This window comes from Burkholderia pyrrocinia, assembly GCF_018417535.1.
Taxonomy (GTDB): domain Bacteria; phylum Pseudomonadota; class Gammaproteobacteria; order Burkholderiales; family Burkholderiaceae; genus Burkholderia; species Burkholderia pyrrocinia_E.
The window spans coordinates 1,206,803-1,223,589 of record NZ_CP070977.1 but is presented as its reverse complement, the minus strand read 5'-3'; the positions used below and the strand labels follow the sequence as shown (position 1 = coordinate 1,223,589).

Genomic DNA, 16,787 nt, shown 5'->3' with positions numbered 1-16,787 from the left:
ATGGACGTTTCGCTGCTGTTCGCCAACCTGCCGTACCTGCTCGTCGGCGCGTTCCCTGAAGGCCCGCTCGGCGGCGCCGCGCTGTCGCTGGTACTTGCGATCGCGTCGGCCGTTGCCTCGGCCGTGCTCGGCATTGCGCTCGGCGTCGCGATGGCGCTCGCGCGCGGCCCCGTACGCGTGCTGCTGCTCGCGTTCATCGGCTTCTTCCGCGCGATTCCCGTGCTGATGCTGATCTTCTGGACGTACTTCCTGATGCCTGTGCTGCTGCACATGGATGTGCCGGGGCTCGCGACGGTCGTCTGCGCGCTCGCGCTCGTCGGCGGCGCGTATCTCGCGCATGCGGTGCATGCGGGCATCGTCGCCGCGGGTGACGGGCAATGGCAGGCCGGGCTGTCGCTCGGGCTCACGCGCTGGCAGACGGTGCGCCACGTGCTGCTGCCGCAGGCGATCCGGATCATGACGCCGTCGTTCGTCAACCAGTGGGTCGCGCTCGTGAAGGACACGTCGCTCGCGTATATCGTCGGCGTGCCGGAACTGTCATTCGTCGCGACGCAGGTGAACAACCGGCTGATGGTGTATCCGGCGCCGATCTTCCTGTTCGTCGCGGTGATCTATCTGGTGCTGTGCACGTCGCTCGACGGCGCGGCGCGCTGGCTGCTGTCGCGCGGCTCGCGCGCGGAACGCGTCGAGCACGCGACGGCCGAGCGCACGGAGCCGGCGCGGTGACGGTGCGCTGCGCGCCATGGCGATCTGCCGGTGACGAAACGTCAGTGAATATCCGCAGCGGACTGCACATCGGGCTGGTCGGGCCCGGCGTGCAGTACGGACAAGGGCGGTAGATGGCCGCCCGCCCGCGCCGCCGCTTCCGGAGCGGCAGCGGGCGGCACGTGCGTCACGACGCCGAGTAGTGCGTGTTGAAGACCGCGCGCAGCGTCGATTTGTCGGTCGCGAAATCGCCCCACAGCGGCCCGTCGTTCTGCGCGAACGCGAACGGCGCCGTATTGATCGACGCGAGGCGGAAGCGCCATTGCGCCGCTTCCTGGCGGAACGCGGTGAGCTGCATGTCGGACAGCGCCGTCTGCGCGTTGGCGAGCGTGACGAGCGGGTCGACCGGATCGTTCGCGACGCGCACCTCGAAATGCAGGTGCGGGCCCGTTGCGGCGCCCGTCATCCCGACCGAGCCGAGCCGCTGGCCCTGCTTCACGGTTTCACCCGTCTTGAGCCCGTGCGCGAACGCGGACAGGTGAGCGTAGTAGGTCGAGTAGCCGTCCGCGTGATCGACGATCACATAGCGGCCGTAGCCGCCCGGATCGGTGCCGACGAACGACACGACGCCGTCGGCCGCCGCGTCGACGGGCGTGCCGCTCGGCGCGGCGAGATCGACACCCGTATGGAACGCCATCGCCTGCGACAGCGGATGGATGCGCTCGCCGAAGAACGAGCTGATGCGCGTCCACTTGACCGGCATCGTGAATGCGGCGGCTTCGAGCGGCGAGCCGTCGAGCGTGTTGTAGTACGCGCCGTGCTCGGCGCCCGGCGCGCGGAACCAGATCGCGCCGAACGTGCGGCCGGCGACGCGCAGTTCGAGCGCGGTGAGGCGCGGCGTGCCGTCGTTCGTGTCGAACGCGACCCGGTAATAGTCGCCGCGCTGCGCACTCGCGCGCATTGCGACCTTGCCGGTGACGAGATCGCCGAGCTGGATGCGCACCTCGGGCGGCACGTCGAGCCGGTTCAGCGTATCGGACAGCGTGAGTTCGATGTCGCCCGCGCGCATCCCGTGCTGGTTTTCGGGCGGCGCGAGCTGGAACAGGCTCGCATAGCCGAGCATGTCGTTGCGGTGCGCGCTGAGCGGCGCGAACAGGCCCGGCTGCAGGTTGCGTTCGTTGCGTTCGCCGTATTCATTGCGCTCGCCGAGCGTGCGGGCGAGCTCGCTCGTCACGAAATGCTGCGCGGTGGGAAACGGCGTGTCGGACAGCACGCGCTGCGGCAGCGCGGCCGTGCCGGAATCGACGGCGCCCGGCAGTTGCGACACGGCCGGCAGCGCGGCGGCAAGGCCGAGTGCGGCGAGGGCGCCGAGCACGGCGGCTGGCACGAGCGCGCGCACGACGCGCTGCGCGCGGCCGGGCGCGAAAGCATCAGAGGTTGCGGCAGGCTTGACCAAGGTGTCCACATCCAGGAAAGCGGTTCAAAGGGGTGTGGGCAGGGGCCGCTGGCGGCACAACCGTCGAATGGCGACGGGGCGGGCGGCGGGCGTGCAACAAAACAGGCCCCGCCAGGGGCCTGTGTCGTTTCCGTTCGACCCAACGCGCGGGGCGGGCCCGCTTCGAACGGCGGCGTGCATACCGGGTCGAACCCGGTTATCACGAAGACGCTAAAGAAAGATGACAGCGTCAGTCTACCGATGTTCCGCGAAACGTTAAAAATTTTAAAGGGGGTCAGCTCATTCGTTTCGCAGTGCGGTAAATCGGGTTAAATCAGCATTTGTTACGACGATTTTCGCTGGTCCGGCAATTTTTGCGCGCGGCCGCGCAGCGCGGCGGACGTGCGGACCGTGTCGAAACCGGCGTCGAGCATCGCTTCGGCGTCGTTCCACAGGTTGCCGCGCAGCCGGTTGGTCCAGATCATCGACGCGAACACGCCTTCGAGCAGCGACACGAGATAGACGGCGGCCAGGTGCACGTCGAGATCGGCGGCGAGCTCGCCGGCCGCGATCGCGCGGCGCAGCAGCGCCTTCGTGATCCGCAGCATCTGCAGCTCGAGCAGCATGCGGCGCCGCTGCAGCGCGCCGTTTTCCTCGCTCTGCTCGCACTTCGTATAAAGGATGACGAGCACGCGCTGCATCGGGCCCGGCTCGCCGCATTCCTGCAGGTAGTGCGACGCGGCGCGCCGCAGCGTGGCAAGCGGCGGCAGGCCATCGCCCGCGTCGAAGCCTTCCGACGTGCGCGCGAACGCACGGTCGCACATCGCGAGACACACTTCCATCTTGTTGCGGTAGTGGCCGTAGACGGCGCCACGCGACATCCCGGCGGCCTCGGCGAGGTCTGCCATCGCGGTTTGCGCGACGCCTTTCTCGAGCAGCACGAGCTCGGCGGCGTCGAGGATCCGGTGCTTGATGGCGAGCGATTCTTCCCGGGTCTTGCGGGCCATGTCGTGAGTTTCCTTACAATTCGCTGTCGTTTTATTGAGACAGTGTGACGGTCAGATTGAAACAGCGTTTATTTAATCAGTCGTGACTGATTATAATCGGCCACCCTGAGCTGCCGCATTTTATCGGCGGCGAACGATCCGAGGTCACCATGAATAACAACAATTGCTTCATGTCACGCCGCCGGCTGGCGCCGTTCGCGTTGGCGGCCGTGCTGGCCCTGGCCGGATGCGGAAAGGGCGACAAGGACACCGCGCCGGAGGCCGCGAAGCAGGCGACCGTCGTGACGGTGCGCCCGACGGCCGTGCCGATGACCGTCGAATTGCCGGGCCGGCTCGACGCGTACCGACAGGCGGAAGTGCGCGCGCGGGTCGCGGGCATCGTCACCGCACGCACCTACGAGGAAGGCCAGGAAGTGAAGCAGGGCGCGGTGCTGTTCCGCATCGATCCCGCGCCGCTGAAGGCCGCGCGCGACGCCGCGCAGGGCGCGCTCGCGAAGGCGCAGGCCGCCGCGCTCGCGGCAAGCGACAAGCGCCGCCGTTACGACGATCTCGTGCGCGACCGCGCGGTCAGCGAGCGCGACCATACCGAGGCCGTCGCGGCCGACACGCAGGCGAAAGCCGAGGTCGCGTCCGCGAAGGCCGAGCTCGCGCGTGCGCAACTGCAGCTCGACTATGCGACCGTCACCGCGCCGATCGCGGGCCGCGCACGGCGCGCGCTCGTGACCGAAGGCGCGCTCGTCGGCCAGGACCAGGCGACGCCGCTCACGACCGTCGAGCAGCTCGATCCGATCTACGTGAACTTCTCGCAGCCGGCCGCCGACGTCGACGCGCTGCGCCGTGCGGTGAAGAGCGGGCGCGCGACGGGCATTGCGCAGCACGACATCGCGGTGACGCTGTTGCGCGCCGACGGCAGCGCGTATCCGCTGAAGGGCAAGCTGCTGTTCAGCGATCTCGCGGTCGATCCGACCACCGACACCGTCGCGATGCGCGCGCTGTTCCCGAATCCGGAACGCGAGCTGCTGCCGGGCGCGTATGTGCGGATCGCGCTCGACACCGCAGTCGACCAGCGGGCGATCCTGGTGCCGCGCGACGCGCTGCTGCGCACGACCGACCGCACGTCGGTGCGCGTCGTCGGCGCGAACGGCAAGGTCAAGGACGTCGAGGTGCAGGCCGACCAGATGAGCGGCCACGACTGGCGCATCACGCGCGGCCTGACGGGCGGCGAGCGCGTGATCGTCGACAACGCCGCACAGTTCTCGCCCGATACGGCCGTCAAGCCCGTCGAGAATGCGCCGCCGTCGAAGGCGGCGCCGGCAGCGGCCGCTTCGCAGGCGGCCGCCCGTCAAACCTGACCGGTTCAAATCAACATGGCACGTTTCTTCATCGATCGCCCCGTCTTCGCGTGGGTGATCGCAATCTTCATCATGCTGGGCGGCATGTTCGCGATCCGCGCGCTGCCGGTTGCGCAGTACCCGGACATCGCACCGCCCGTCGTCAGCATCTATGCGACGTACCCGGGCGCATCCGCGCAGGTCGTCGAGGAATCGGTGACCGCGCTGATCGAGCGCGAAATGAACGGCGCGCCGGGGCTGATGTATACGTCCGCGACGAGCAGCGCCGGGATGGCGTCGCTGTACCTGACGTTCAAGCAGGGCGTGAACGCCGATCTCGCGGCCGTCGAAGTGCAGAACCGGCTGAAGACGGTCGAGGCACGGCTGCCCGAGGCGGTGCGCCGCGACGGCATCCAGGTCGAGAAGGCCGCCGACAACATCCAGCTCGTCGTGTCGCTGACGTCGGACGATGGCCGGATGACCGACGTGCAGCTCGGCGAATATGCGTCGGCGAACGTCGTGCAGGCGCTGCGTCGCGTCGACGGCGTCGGCAAGGTGCAGTTCTGGGGCGCGGAATATGCGATGCGGATCTGGCCCGATCCGGTGAAGATGGCCGGGCACGGCCTCACCGCGTCGGACATTGCGTCGGCCGTGCGCGCGCACAACGCGCGCGTGACGATCGGCGACATCGGCCGCAGCGCGGTGCCGGCCAGCGCGCCGATCGCGGCGACCGTGTTCGCCGACGCGCCGCTGAAGTCGCCGGCCGATTTCGGCGCGATCGCGCTGCGCACGCAGGCCGACGGCTCCGCGCTGACCCTGCGCGACGTCGCGCGCGTCGAGTTCGGCGGCAACGACTACAACTATCCGTCGTACGTGAACGGCAAGGTCGCGACCGGCATGGGCATCAAGCTCGCGCCGGGCTCGAACGCGGTGTCCACCGAGCAGCGCGTGCGCGCGACGATGGACGAACTTTCCGCGTACTTCCCGCCGGGCGTGAAGTACCAGATTCCGTACGAGACGTCGTCGTTCGTGCGCGTGTCGATGAACAAGGTCGTCACGACGCTGATCGAGGCCGGCGTGCTGGTGTTCCTCGTGATGTTCCTGTTCATGCAGAACCTGCGCGCGACGCTGATCCCGACGCTCGTCGTGCCGGTCGCGCTCGCAGGCACGTTCGGCGTGATGTATGCGGCCGGCTTCTCGATCAACGTGCTGACGATGTTCGGGATGGTGCTCGCAATCGGCATCCTCGTCGACGATGCGATCGTCGTGGTCGAGAACGTCGAGCGGCTGATGGTCGAGGAAGGGCTCGGCCCGTACGACGCGACCGTCAAGGCGATGAAGCAGATCAGCGGCGCGATCGTCGGGATCACCGTGGTGCTGACGTCGGTGTTCGTGCCGATGGCGTTCTTCGGCGGCGCAGTGGGCAACATCTACCGGCAGTTCGCGCTGTCGCTCGCGGTGTCGATCGGCTTCTCGGCATTCCTCGCGCTGTCGCTGACGCCCGCGCTGTGCGCGACGCTGCTCAAGCCCGTGTCCGGCGACCATCACGAGAAGCGCGGTTTCTTCGGCTGGTTCAACCGCTTCGTCGCGCGTGCGACGCAGCGCTATGCGACGCGCGTCGGCACGATGCTGAAGAAGCCGGTGCGCTGGCTCGTCGTGTACGGCGCGCTGACCGCGGCCGCGGCGCTGATGCTCACGCAACTGCCGACCGCGTTCCTGCCGGACGAGGACCAGGGCAACTTCATGGTGATGGTGATCCGGCCGCAGGGTACGCCGCTCGCGGAAACGATGCAGAGCGTGCGCGAGGTCGAGTCTTATATCCGCCACGACGAGCCGGCCGCGTATACGTTCGCCCTCGGCGGCTTCAACCTGTACGGCGAAGGGCCGAACGGCGGGATGATCTTCGTCACGCTGAAGAACTGGAAGGAGCGCAAGGCCGAGCGCGATCATGTGCAGTCGATCGTCGCGCGCATCAACGAGCGCTTCGCGGGTACGCCGAACACGACGGTGTTCGCGATGAACTCGCCGGCGCTGCCCGATCTCGGCTCGTCGAGCGGCTTCGACTTCCGGCTGCAGAACCGCGGCGGGCTCGACTACGCGACGTTCAGCGCCGCGCGCGAGCAACTGCTCGCGGCGGGCGGCAAGGACCGTGCGCTGACCGACCTGATGTTCGCGGGCACGCAGGACGCGCCGCAGCTGAAGCTCGACATCGATCGCGCGAAGGCCTCGGCGCTCGGCGTGTCGATGGACGAAATCAACACGACGCTCGCGGTGATGTTCGGCTCGGACTATATCGGCGACTTCATGCACGGCACGCAGGTGCGGCGCGTGGTCGTGCAGGCCGACGGGCTGCACCGGCTCGATCCGGACGACGTGAAGAAGCTGCGCGTGCGCAACGCGCGCGGCGAGATGGTGCCGCTCGCGGCGTTCACGACGCTGCACTGGACGATGGGGCCGCCGCAGCTGACGCGTTACAACGGCTATCCGTCGTTCACGATCAACGGCTCGGCCTCGGCAGGCCACAGCAGCGGCGAGGCGATGACCGCGATCGAGCGGATCGCCGCGAAGCTGCCGGCCGGCATCGGCTACGCGTGGTCGGGGCAGTCGTTCGAGGAGCGGCTGTCGGGCGCGCAGGCGCCGATGCTGTTCGCGCTGTCGGTGCTCGTCGTGTTCCTCGCGCTCGCGGCGCTCTACGAGAGCTGGTCGATCCCGTTCGCGGTGATGCTGGTCGTTCCGCTCGGCGTGATCGGTGCGGTACTCGGCGTCACGCTGCGGATGATGCCGAACGACATCTATTTCAAGGTCGGACTGATCGCGACGATCGGTTTGTCCGCGAAGAACGCGATCCTGATCGTCGAAGTCGCGAAGGACCTGGTCGCACAGCGCATGTCGCTCGTCGACGCCGCGCTCGAGGCCGCGCGCCTGAGGCTGCGGCCAATCGTGATGACGTCGCTCGCGTTCGGCGTCGGCGTGCTGCCGCTCGCGTTCGCGTCGGGCGCCGCGTCCGGCGCGCAGATGGCGATCGGCACCGGCGTGCTCGGCGGCGTGATCACGGCGACCGTGCTCGCGGTGTTCCTCGTGCCGCTGTTTTTCGTGATCGTCGGCCGCCTGTTCGACGTCGGCTCGCGCCGGCGCGGCGGGTCGCAGCCGGCGACGATGGAGGGTTCGCAATGATGTTTGCGCTGAATGCACGCGCTGCGCTGCGGGCGCCGCTCGCGCTGGCCGCCGCGCTCGCGCTCGCCGGCTGCTCGCTCGCGCCGCGCTACGAGCGGCCGGCGGCGCCCGTGCCGGCGACCTATGTACCGGCCGACGGCAGCATCGCGCCGGCTGCCGAACCGGCTGCGGCAGCCGATGCCGCGCTGCTCGACGACTGGCATGCGTATTTCACCGATCCGGCGCTGCAGGCGTGGATCGACGCGGCGCTCGCGAACAACCGCGACCTGCGGATCGCGGCCGGCCGGGTCGACGAGGCGCGTGCGCTGTACGGCGTGCAGCGCGCGGACCTGATGCCGTCGGTCGATGCGAATCTCGGCTATGAACGTGCGCGCCAGTACGACCCGGTCGTGCGCGAAAGCGCGATCAGCGGGCTGTATCGTGCGGGCGTCGGCGTCAGCGCGTACGAACTCGACCTGTTCGGTCGCGTGCGCAATCTGTCTGACGCCGCGCTCGCCGAATATTTCGCGACGGCCGACGCGCAGCGCACGGTCCGCATCGGCGTGATCGCCGAAGTGGCCGGTGCATACGTATCGGAGCGCTCGCTGCACGAGCAGCTCGCGCTGGCGCAGCGCACGCTCGACGCGCGCGAGCGCATCGCCGCGCTCACGCAGCGCCGCTATGCGGCCGGCACGAGCGACGCGATCGAGCTGCGTTCGGCCGAGATGCTGGTGGCGTCCGCGCGTGCGTCGCAGGCCGCGCTGCAGCGCGAGCATGCGCAGGCCGTGCGGGCGCTGCAATTGCTCGCGGGCGATTTCGCGCGCAACGTGCCCGGCGACGCGACCGCGCTCGACACGCTGTCGATCGCGCCCGTGGCGCCCGGCGCACCGAGCGCGCTGCTCGAACGGCGGCCGGACATCCGGCAGGCCGAGGCGCGGCTCAAGGCTGCGAATGCGCAGATCGGCGCCGCACGCGCGGCGTTCTTCCCGCGTATCGCACTGACGACCGACTACGGCTCGGTCAGCGACGCGTTCTCGAGCCTGTTCGCGGGCGGCACGAGCGTGTGGACGTTCGCGCCGCGCATCACGCTGCCGATCTTCGCGGGCGGACGCAATCGCGCGAACCTCGACGTCGCGAGCGCGCGCAAGCACATCGCGGTCGCCGAATACGAGAAGACCGTGCAGACCGCGTTCCGCGAAGTGGCCGACGCATTCGCCGCGCGCGACTGGATCGATCGCCAGCTCGCCGCGCAGCAGGATGTGTATACGGCGGACGGCGCGCGGCTGAAGCTCGCGGAGCGTCGTTATGCGGGCGGCGTCGCGACATATCTCGAACTGCTCGACGCGCAGCGCAGCACGTACGAGTCCGGGCAGGAGCTGATCCGGCTCAAGCAGCTCAGGCTCGCGAACGCGATCGCGCTGTATCGGGCGCTCGGCGGCGGCTGGGCGCCGGCATCGGCTGCGGCGGAGGTCGCGGCTTCCGCGTGATGCGCGTCGCCTGACGCCGCAGCGCGCCGGGCGACAAGACGGCGGCCGCACGACTCGACGTGCGGTCGCCGTTTCGATCGACATCGTTGCCCGCGGTATCGCCGATCGCTATCGGCGATACCTTCCGCTGTCGGGCAAGTCATCCAGACCGTTTTTCATCTCGCGGCAGGGCGGAAGGGGATCTTCCGGCCCGGCCCGCATCCGGCGACCGATCGTGTCGCCATCCGGCGCAAACGTGTGCGTCGCATCTTCCATTTTTCATCTCGTCCATTCAGGCACTCATGTCGCGCTCCGACAGCGGCGCAAATGCGCGATTCTCGATCTGGAATTGACGATCGGATTAATCAATGCACTGGAATTAATGAGGTCGGAAAAGTGTCGCGGTAAAACGTTCATATTTGCCTCGCAATCGTTTGCGCAATAAATCGGGGTTGGGGAATGCGCCGGTTAATTTCCTGTCAGTTGTAAATGATTTGATATTGGTGTTGTCGTCTGGCAACGATGGCGGCATTGGACAATGTTTTGTCTTTTTCCGGGGGGATCTGCTGCGAGCCAATGCTGACAAGGATGAACGGGGTGATGGCAATTGTCGGAAAGAAATATCGTTAATCTTCAATCAGTTCCGTTGAGCAAAAAAGGACTGCGGACAAAAATGGCGGGATTGAAAATTGTCAGGAAAGAATGCGATTGATGGGCCATAAATCGAACATTGTCAGAGATATTTGACAATGATTTACAGAATTCTTTCAAGATTATCTCGATAATGCCGCCTCGTGACGGACGGGAGCCAACCACACGCTGCCTTTTGTATCCGCCACGTCGTCCATTCCCTTTGCAATTCTCACGGAAACGTCATGAAGAAATCCCTCCTGACCGCTGTCGCACTCGCGGCCCTGTCGACCTCGGCCTTCGCAGCAGGCACCGGCACGATCAACTTCACCGGCGAGATCGTCGCGGGCGCATGCGGTATCGATTCGAATTCGGATAACCAGACCGTGCACCTCGGCAAGGTGCCGACCCACACGTTCAAGCAAGCCGGCGACAAGTCCCGCTCGGTTCCCTTCGACATCAAGCTGACCGACTGCGACACCAGCATCTCGAACAAGGCACTGTTCACGTTCACGGGCACGTCGAACGCAGCGCAGCCGAAGCTGATCGCCACGATCGGCTCTGCGACCAACGTCGGCATCCGCCTGCAGAGCGCGTCGGGTGAAGACCTCGACAACGGCGTCGAGCAAGCTGCGGCGACCATGCTGTCGAACGGCGACAACGTCGTGCGATTCGCGGCACGCTACGAAGCGACGGCAGCCGGCGTGACGCCGGGTACCGCCGACGGCGTCGCGAACTTCACGGTCCGCTACCAGTAAGCGTCCGTATCGGAGGAGGGGGGCGTGCATCCCTTCCTCCTTCTTCTTTCCTCCCCGTTTCCTTCTCCTCGGACTTCCGGTAGCGCCGCGTGCGAATCAGACATTCCTTCCTTTGCGTCTCCGTGCTGGTCGTCGGCAGCCAGAGCCATGCGACGGAATTCAATTCGTCGTTCCTCGACATCGACGGGACGAGCAATGTCGACCTGTCGCAGTTCTCGCAGGCCGACTTCACGCTGCCGGGCGAGTACATGCTCGATGTGCAGGTCAACGACCTGTTCTACGGGCTGCAGGCCATCGAGTTCATCGCGGTCGACGCGTCCGGCGCGGGCAAGCCGTGCCTGCGGCCGGAGCTGGTCGCGCAGTTCGGGCTGAAGCCGTCGCTCGCGAAGGACCTGCCACGCTTCCAGGGTGGACGCTGCGTCGACCTCGGCGCGATCGAGGGGGCGACCGTGCGTTACCTGAAGAGCGACGGGCGGCTCAAGATCACGATTCCGCAGGCCGCGCTCGAATTCAGCGATTCGACCTACCTGCCGCCGGAGCGCTGGTCCGAAGGGATCCCCGGCGCGATGCTCGACTATCGCGTGATCGCGAACACCAATCGCAACTTCGGTGCGGGCGGCGGGCAGACGAATTCGATCCAGGCCTACGGGACGATCGGCGCGAACTGGGATGCATGGCGCTTTCGCGGCGACTACCAGGCGCAGTCGAACGTGGGCAACACGGCGTACGCGGACCGCACGTTCCGCTTCAGCCGGCTTTACGCATTTCGCGCGCTGCCGTCGATCCAGTCGACGGTGACATTCGGCGACGACTACCTGAGCTCCGACATTTTCGACACGTTCGCGCTGACGGGCGCGTCGATGCGCAGCGACGACCGCATGCTGCCGCCTTCGCTGCGCGGCTATGCGCCGCTGATCTCGGGCGTCGCGCGCACCAACGCGACCGTGACCGTGTCGCAGGCCGGCCGCGTGCTGTACGTGACACGCGTGTCGCCGGGCGCGTTCGCGCTGCAGAACATCAACACGAGCGTGCAGGGCACGCTCGACGTGGCCGTCGAAGAAGAAGACGGCAGCGTGCAGCGCTTCCAGGTGACGACGGCCGCCGTGCCGTTCCTCGCGCGCACCGGGCAATTGCGCTACAAGGCCGCCGTCGGCAAGCCGCGCCGGTTCGGCGGCGCCGGCATCACGCCGTTCTTCGGCTTCGGCGAAGCCGCGTACGGCCTGCCGCTGGACTTCACCGTATACGGCGGTTTCATCGCCGCGTCGGGCTATACGTCGATCGCGCTCGGCGTCGGCCGCGATTTCGGCACCTTCGGCGCGCTGTCGGCCGACGTCACGCATGCGCGGGCGCGCCTGTGGTGGAACGGCGCGACGCGCAACGGCAACTCGTATCGCGTCAACTATTCGAAGCACTTCGACGTGCTCGACGCCGATGTGCGCTTCTTCGGTTACCGTTTTTCGGAGCGCGAATACACGAACTTCGCGCAGTTCACGGGCGACCCGACCGCGTACGGCCTCGCCAACAGCAAGCAACGCTACTCGGCCACGATGTCGAAGCGCTTCGGCGACACATCGACCTATTTCTCGTACGACCAGACGACCTACTGGGCGCGTTCGTCCGAGCAGCGCGTCGGTCTCACGCTGACGCGCGCGTTCTCGATCGGCACGCTGCGCAACCTGAACGTCAGCGTGTCGGCATTTCGCACGCAGAGCGCGGGCGCGAGCGGCAACCAGTTCTCGGTTACCGCGACGCTGCCGATCGGCGGCCGCCACACCGTCACGTCGAACCTGACGACGGGCAGCGGCAGCACGAGCGTGAACGCGGGTTATATCTACGACGATCCGGACGGCCGCACCTACCAGGTCAATGCGGGCGCGACCGACGGCCGCGCGTCGGCGAACGCGAGCTTCCGCCAGCGCACGTCGGCGTACCAGCTCACGGCGCAGGCGTCGACGCTCGCCAATGCGTATGCGGCCGCGTCGCTCGAAGTCGACGGCTCGTTCGTCGCGACGCAGCACGGCGTGTCCGCGCATGCGAACGGCAACGCGGGCGATACGCGGCTGCTGGTGTCGACCGACGGCGTGCGCGACGTGCCGCTGTCCGGCACGCTCACGCATACCGATTCGCGCGGCTATGCGGTACTCGACGGCATCTCGCCGTACAACGTGTACGACGCGACCGTCAACGTCGAGAAGCTGCCGCTCGAAGTGCAGGTGTCGAACCCGATCCAGCGCATGGTGCTGACCGACGGCGCGATCGGCTTCGTGAAGTTCACCGCCGCGCGCGGCAGCAACCTGTACCTGACGCTGACCGACCCGGCCGGCAAGCCGCTGCCGTTCGGTGCGTCGGTGCAGGACGCGGCAAACGGCAAGGAACTCGGCATCGTCGGCGAGAGCGGTGCGGCGTTCCTGACGCAGGTTCAGCCGAAGTCGTCGCTCGCGGTGCGCGCGGGCGAACGCACGCTCTGCACGGTCGATGCGCTGCCGAACCAGCTCCAACTCGAAGGCACGCCGATTCCCGTGACGTGCCAGACGCCCGGCGAGTCGCACGCAGCGGCCGCGCGGGTCGAACGATGAATCCACGGATCCTGCGATGAAAAACTCTTTTTCCCTTTCCTTCCTGCGCCGCGCGTCATGCGTGTTCGCAACCGCCGGCGCGCTGCTCGCGGGCGCCGCGCATGCGGCGATCGTGCCGGACCGCACGCGCGTGATCTTCAACGAAGGCGAACAGGCCGCGATCGTCACGATCACCAACAAGAGCACGACGTATCCGTATCTCGTGCAGTCGTGGCTCGAGGACGCGAAGGGCAACAAGATTACGTCGCCGCTGATGGTCGTGCCGCCGCTGCAGCGCATCGAGGCGAACGAGCGCAACGTGCTGCGGATCGCGAAGCTGCCGGGCACCGAACTGCCGGCCGATCGCGAGACGGTGTTCTACCTGAACATCCGCGAAGTGCCGCCGAAGACCGACACGCCGAACACGCTGCAGATCGCGCTGCATACGCAGATGAAGCTGTTCTACCGGCCGAAGGCCGTGCAGCCCGCGCGCGACGAGGACTGGACGCTGCCGATGACGCTGCGTGTCGACGCGGCCGCGCACAAGCTGGTGTTCGACAACCCGACGCCGTATCACGTGACGGTCGTCGACGTGAGCTCGGGCGCGCAGAAGACCCCGGTGCCGCTGGAGCCGGTGATGGTGAGCCCGATGAGCACGGCCGACGTGCCGTTCAAGGCCGCGACGCCGTCGACGCTGTTCGTCACGCATATCGACGACTTCGGTGGCCAGGTGGCGGTCGAGTATGCGTGCGACGCGGGTGCTTGCAAGAGCGTGAAGAAATGAGCGGGGCGCGACGAAACGCAATCGCGTCGCGGCTGCCCGCTTGGCTCAGGTGGTGCGTGCTCGCGCTGTTCGTTGCACTGGCGCAGCCGGCGTGGGCGCTGAAATGTATCGCGGACAACGGTGGCATGTCGCTGACCGAATCGATCGGCAATGTCGCGTCATATCCGACCGACGCACAGGACGGATACGTGATCTGGGTGTCGCCGCCGCGCACGACGACCGGCTATTGCTACAAGGACATCGGCGGCTTGCAGAACTTCCGCGAGCAGGTCTACTTCTACGCGAACCCGGAACGACAGAATCCCGCTGCATGGGGGCTCGAAATCGGCATTCGCTTCGAGGGTACCGACTACTACGGACGTAGCAGCCAGCCGGGCAACGGCATCGGAACGAACCGCTATGTGGAAATCTGCAAGCTGAACGATCGACAGGTCGATGCCGGGCTGTGCGACAAGTGGCCCATCAACATCACCTATCAGGTGGTCGTGCGCAAAAGGGGCGCGTGGGTGAGGCCACCGTCGGATATCTACGCGGTGTTCCAGTTCGACGGCGAGCGCGGACTGAACAGCAAGGGAAGTTTCCGCTACAAGCTGAGCGGTTTGCAGAATCTCAAGCCGACGCCGTGCATGATTGACGTGAAGGTCACGCCGGAACCGGGCATCGTGAAGTTCGGCCAGGTCCAGGCGACGGGCAACGGTTTTTCGCCCGCGGTGCCGCGCAAGTCGTTCAGCCTCGCGCTGACCAAGCAGTGCAGCGTGCCGGTGCGCGTGGACGGCTATTTCGAAACATCGCAGACCGTGCAGAACGGGCTGCTCGTGCCCGATCCGAAGAGCAATTTCGGTATCGGCATCGAGGATCGGAACGGCACGGCGATCCCGTTCAACCAGCAGTTCGTTCTCGCGCAGATGCCGGGCAACGTGAACCTCCAGAGCGTGACGCTCGATGCGGTGCTGAAGGCGTTCGGGCCACCGAAGATCGGGCCGTTCAACGGCACGGCGACGATTCGGTTGTTTATCTATTGATGTGAGCGGGTGCGGCTGACGGCCCCGCACGCGAGCCACGAAAAAAAGCGCCGGCATGCCGGCGCTTTTCCGCATCTGCTGCGCGTGGCTTACCGCACCCAGCGACACACCTTGTGATGGTGATGATCGAAGCGGCACTCGCGGTGCTGATGCGCTTCGGCGATGGCCGGCACGAGCATGGCGGCGGCGACGGCCGCGACGGCGAGCGATTTCAGTAGCGTTTTCATGTTGAAGTCCTTGTCGTTGATGAGCGGATCACGGAAAGAGGAAAGGCATTACCACTGCGGCCGCTGATCGTCGCGCCGGTCGTCGCGCCGGTCGTCCCGATGGTCGTTACGGCGATCGTCGCGGCGGTCGTCATACCCACGGGGGTGCTGCGCTTCCCAGTCGTGGCGCTCCCAGTACCGATTTCCGTCCCAGTAACGATCGCCATGCCAGCCGATCGTAACTTGAGCCGGGCCCGGGTAGGCGACGCATCCGGTCAGCATCACGCTCGACAGCGCGCCAACCATGACAGCGGATAACACGATGGATTTCATGGTTTTCTCCCTTGGAAACAGCAGCTCGATCGTACGAGCCCCCAAAATTTCACGTAGTAAGAAGTTGCTACCGCAAATGACAACCGCAGGCGCTTCGTCAGGCGCGTGAAAGATCGTGCCGGCGCCACGCAAACCGCGCGCCGGCCGATATCTGCGCGTGCCGCGCCGGGCATCGGTCACGCCGTCGCCAGCGGTTCATGTCACACGTCGGTCCGGCCCTTTCGGACCGAAAGCTCGCCGCACGCTGCGATCGACGATGCGTACCCCGCCGCTCAAACAACGATTCCGGTCATTGTTCAGACAAATCCTGACAGCGGAAAGGGTCATTCGGTAATCGTATTGAGAATGATTTGCGTTTACGTTAAATTGAGCTATCTCGAAATTTGACGGAGCAGATCGATGGCCATGGCGGAAGTGCTCGACCGACCGGCGGCGGCAACGGCGAACCCGTTCCTCGACAGTTATCCAGACCTGCCGCCGCGCGCCGCGCCGCGTGCGCGCCGTGCCGCGGCGCCCCACGCGCAGGGCGCGCTGCTCGACGTGCTGATCTCGCATCGCGCGATGCTCGTCAATGTCGCGCGCGGCTTCGTCGGCTGCGCGAGCCGCGCCGAGGACGTCGTGCACGACGTTTTCGTGAAGCTCGTCGAATTCCCGAACCAGGACGCGGTGCGCCAGCCGGTCGCGTACGTGACGCGGATGGTGCGCAATGCGTCGATCGACGCGTGCCGCCGGCAGAGTCTCGAGAACGTCTATCACACGGAAGAGGACGACGGCTTCGACGTGCCGTCGCCCGAGCCGACGCCGGAAGCCGCGCTGATGACGCGCGATACGCTGCGGCGCGTATGGGCCGCGCTCGACGACCTGCCGGCGCGCAGCCGCGCGGCATTCGAGATGGTGCGGCTGCGCGAGGAGACGCTGCAGACCGCGGCGCGCGCACTGAACGTGTCGCAGACGCTCGTGCATTTCATGGTGCGCGACGCGGAGCGCCACTGCGCCGAATGCCTCGACGCGTGCTATCGCGGCGTCGCGTGCCCGGTCTTCCTGAGCGGCCGCGCGCAGCGCCGGTAAAAAATCGCGCCGGCCAATCGTCTATCAGACAGGCGCGGCGAAATCCGCCGCTTCGCATCCTTCAACCGTCTCCCGCTTTTTTCCGATCATGACGCAAGCCACGACGCCTTCCGCCGACACCGACGATCTCGTTTACACGGTCGTCATCAACGACGAAGAACAGTATTCGATCTGGCCGACGTTCCGGCCCGTGCCGGCCGGCTGGCGCGAGGTCGGCGTGCGCGGCCCGAAGGCCGATTGTCTCGCGCACATCGAGTCCGTCTGGACCGACATGCGCCCCGCGAGCCTGCGCCGCGCAATGGACGGCGAGCGCGCGTCGTGACCCGCTGCGCCG

General features: G+C 66.8%; 14 protein-coding genes. 10 read left to right on the top strand and 4 right to left on the bottom strand.

The features are described 5' to 3' along the window. Positions 1-726 carry an amino acid ABC transporter permease gene (locus tag JYG32_RS05725; protein WP_213264952.1) on the top strand — a complete coding sequence of 242 codons (726 nt, stop codon included), beginning with the start codon at positions 1-3 and terminating at the stop codon, positions 724-726. Positions 727-892: 166 nt separating this feature from the next. On the opposite strand, the gene JYG32_RS05720 is transcribed toward JYG32_RS05725, so the two are convergent. Continuing rightward, the gene (locus JYG32_RS05720; protein WP_213264951.1) at positions 893-2,161 is read right to left on the bottom strand and encodes a M23 family metallopeptidase; all 1,269 of its coding nucleotides are present in this window, start codon (positions 2,159-2,161) and stop codon (positions 893-895) included. Between the two features lie 323 nt (positions 2,162-2,484). Further along, positions 2,485-3,147, bottom strand: coding sequence for a TetR family transcriptional regulator (locus JYG32_RS05715; protein ID WP_174381094.1), 663 nt, complete (start codon positions 3,145-3,147; stop codon positions 2,485-2,487). A gap of 149 nt (positions 3,148-3,296) precedes the next feature. Here JYG32_RS05715 and JYG32_RS05710 point away from each other — a divergent pair, with 149 nt between their 5' ends. The 7 genes from JYG32_RS05710 (at position 3,297) to JYG32_RS05680 (ending at position 14,846) form a co-directional block, all read left to right on the top strand. Next, positions 3,297-4,499, top strand: a complete 1,203-nt coding sequence (locus JYG32_RS05710) for a MexX/AxyX family multidrug efflux RND transporter periplasmic adaptor subunit (protein ID WP_174381093.1) — start codon at positions 3,297-3,299, stop codon at positions 4,497-4,499. A gap of 15 nt (positions 4,500-4,514) precedes the next feature. After that, complete coding sequence (locus JYG32_RS05705; RefSeq protein ID WP_213264950.1) at positions 4,515-7,652, top strand: multidrug efflux RND transporter permease subunit; 3,138 nt, start codon at positions 4,515-4,517, stop codon at positions 7,650-7,652. Further along, positions 7,652-9,118: an efflux transporter outer membrane subunit gene (locus JYG32_RS05700; RefSeq protein ID WP_213265385.1), complete on the top strand. Its 1,467-nt coding sequence runs from the start codon at positions 7,652-7,654 to the stop codon at positions 9,116-9,118. Before JYG32_RS05705 ends, JYG32_RS05700 begins: the two co-directional genes overlap by 1 nt. An 854-nt stretch (positions 9,119-9,972) precedes the next feature. Continuing rightward, on the top strand, positions 9,973-10,485 hold the full coding sequence (locus tag JYG32_RS05695) for a fimbrial protein (RefSeq protein WP_174383965.1): 513 nt from the start codon (positions 9,973-9,975) through the stop codon (positions 10,483-10,485). A 122-nt stretch (positions 10,486-10,607) separates the two neighbouring features. Then, positions 10,608-13,061 (top strand): fimbria/pilus outer membrane usher protein, encoded by a 2,454-nt coding sequence (locus JYG32_RS05690; protein WP_213265384.1) that lies wholly within the window; start codon positions 10,608-10,610, stop codon positions 13,059-13,061. Between the two features lie 16 nt (positions 13,062-13,077). Continuing rightward, positions 13,078-13,824, top strand: coding sequence for a fimbrial biogenesis chaperone (locus tag JYG32_RS05685; protein WP_213264949.1), 747 nt, complete (start codon positions 13,078-13,080; stop codon positions 13,822-13,824). After that, positions 13,821-14,846 carry a fimbrial protein gene (locus JYG32_RS05680; RefSeq protein WP_213264948.1) on the top strand — a complete coding sequence of 342 codons (1,026 nt, stop codon included), beginning with the start codon at positions 13,821-13,823 and terminating at the stop codon, positions 14,844-14,846. Before JYG32_RS05685 ends, JYG32_RS05680 begins: the two co-directional genes overlap by 4 nt. Before the next feature lie 89 nt (positions 14,847-14,935). On the opposite strand, the gene JYG32_RS05675 is transcribed toward JYG32_RS05680, so the two are convergent. Together JYG32_RS05675 and JYG32_RS05670 are read right to left on the bottom strand one after the other, a co-directional pair. Next, a complete protein-coding gene (locus JYG32_RS05675) occupies positions 14,936-15,073 on the bottom strand; it encodes an HHHH-motif protein (protein ID WP_213264947.1) in 138 nt (45 codons plus the stop codon). 48 nt (positions 15,074-15,121) lie between these two features. Continuing rightward, complete coding sequence (locus JYG32_RS05670) at positions 15,122-15,385, bottom strand: hypothetical protein (protein ID WP_213264946.1); 264 nt, start codon at positions 15,383-15,385, stop codon at positions 15,122-15,124. Between the two features lie 399 nt (positions 15,386-15,784). Between JYG32_RS05670 and JYG32_RS05665 the strand changes: the two genes are divergently transcribed. Continuing rightward, entirely contained in the window at positions 15,785-16,453 is a 669-nt protein-coding gene (locus JYG32_RS05665) for an RNA polymerase factor sigma-70 (RefSeq protein ID WP_213264945.1), read from the top strand. 88 nt (positions 16,454-16,541) lie between these two features. Further along, on the top strand, positions 16,542-16,775 hold the full coding sequence (locus JYG32_RS05660) for an MbtH family protein (protein ID WP_213264944.1): 234 nt from the start codon (positions 16,542-16,544) through the stop codon (positions 16,773-16,775). Positions 16,776-16,787: the final 12 nt, after the last annotated feature.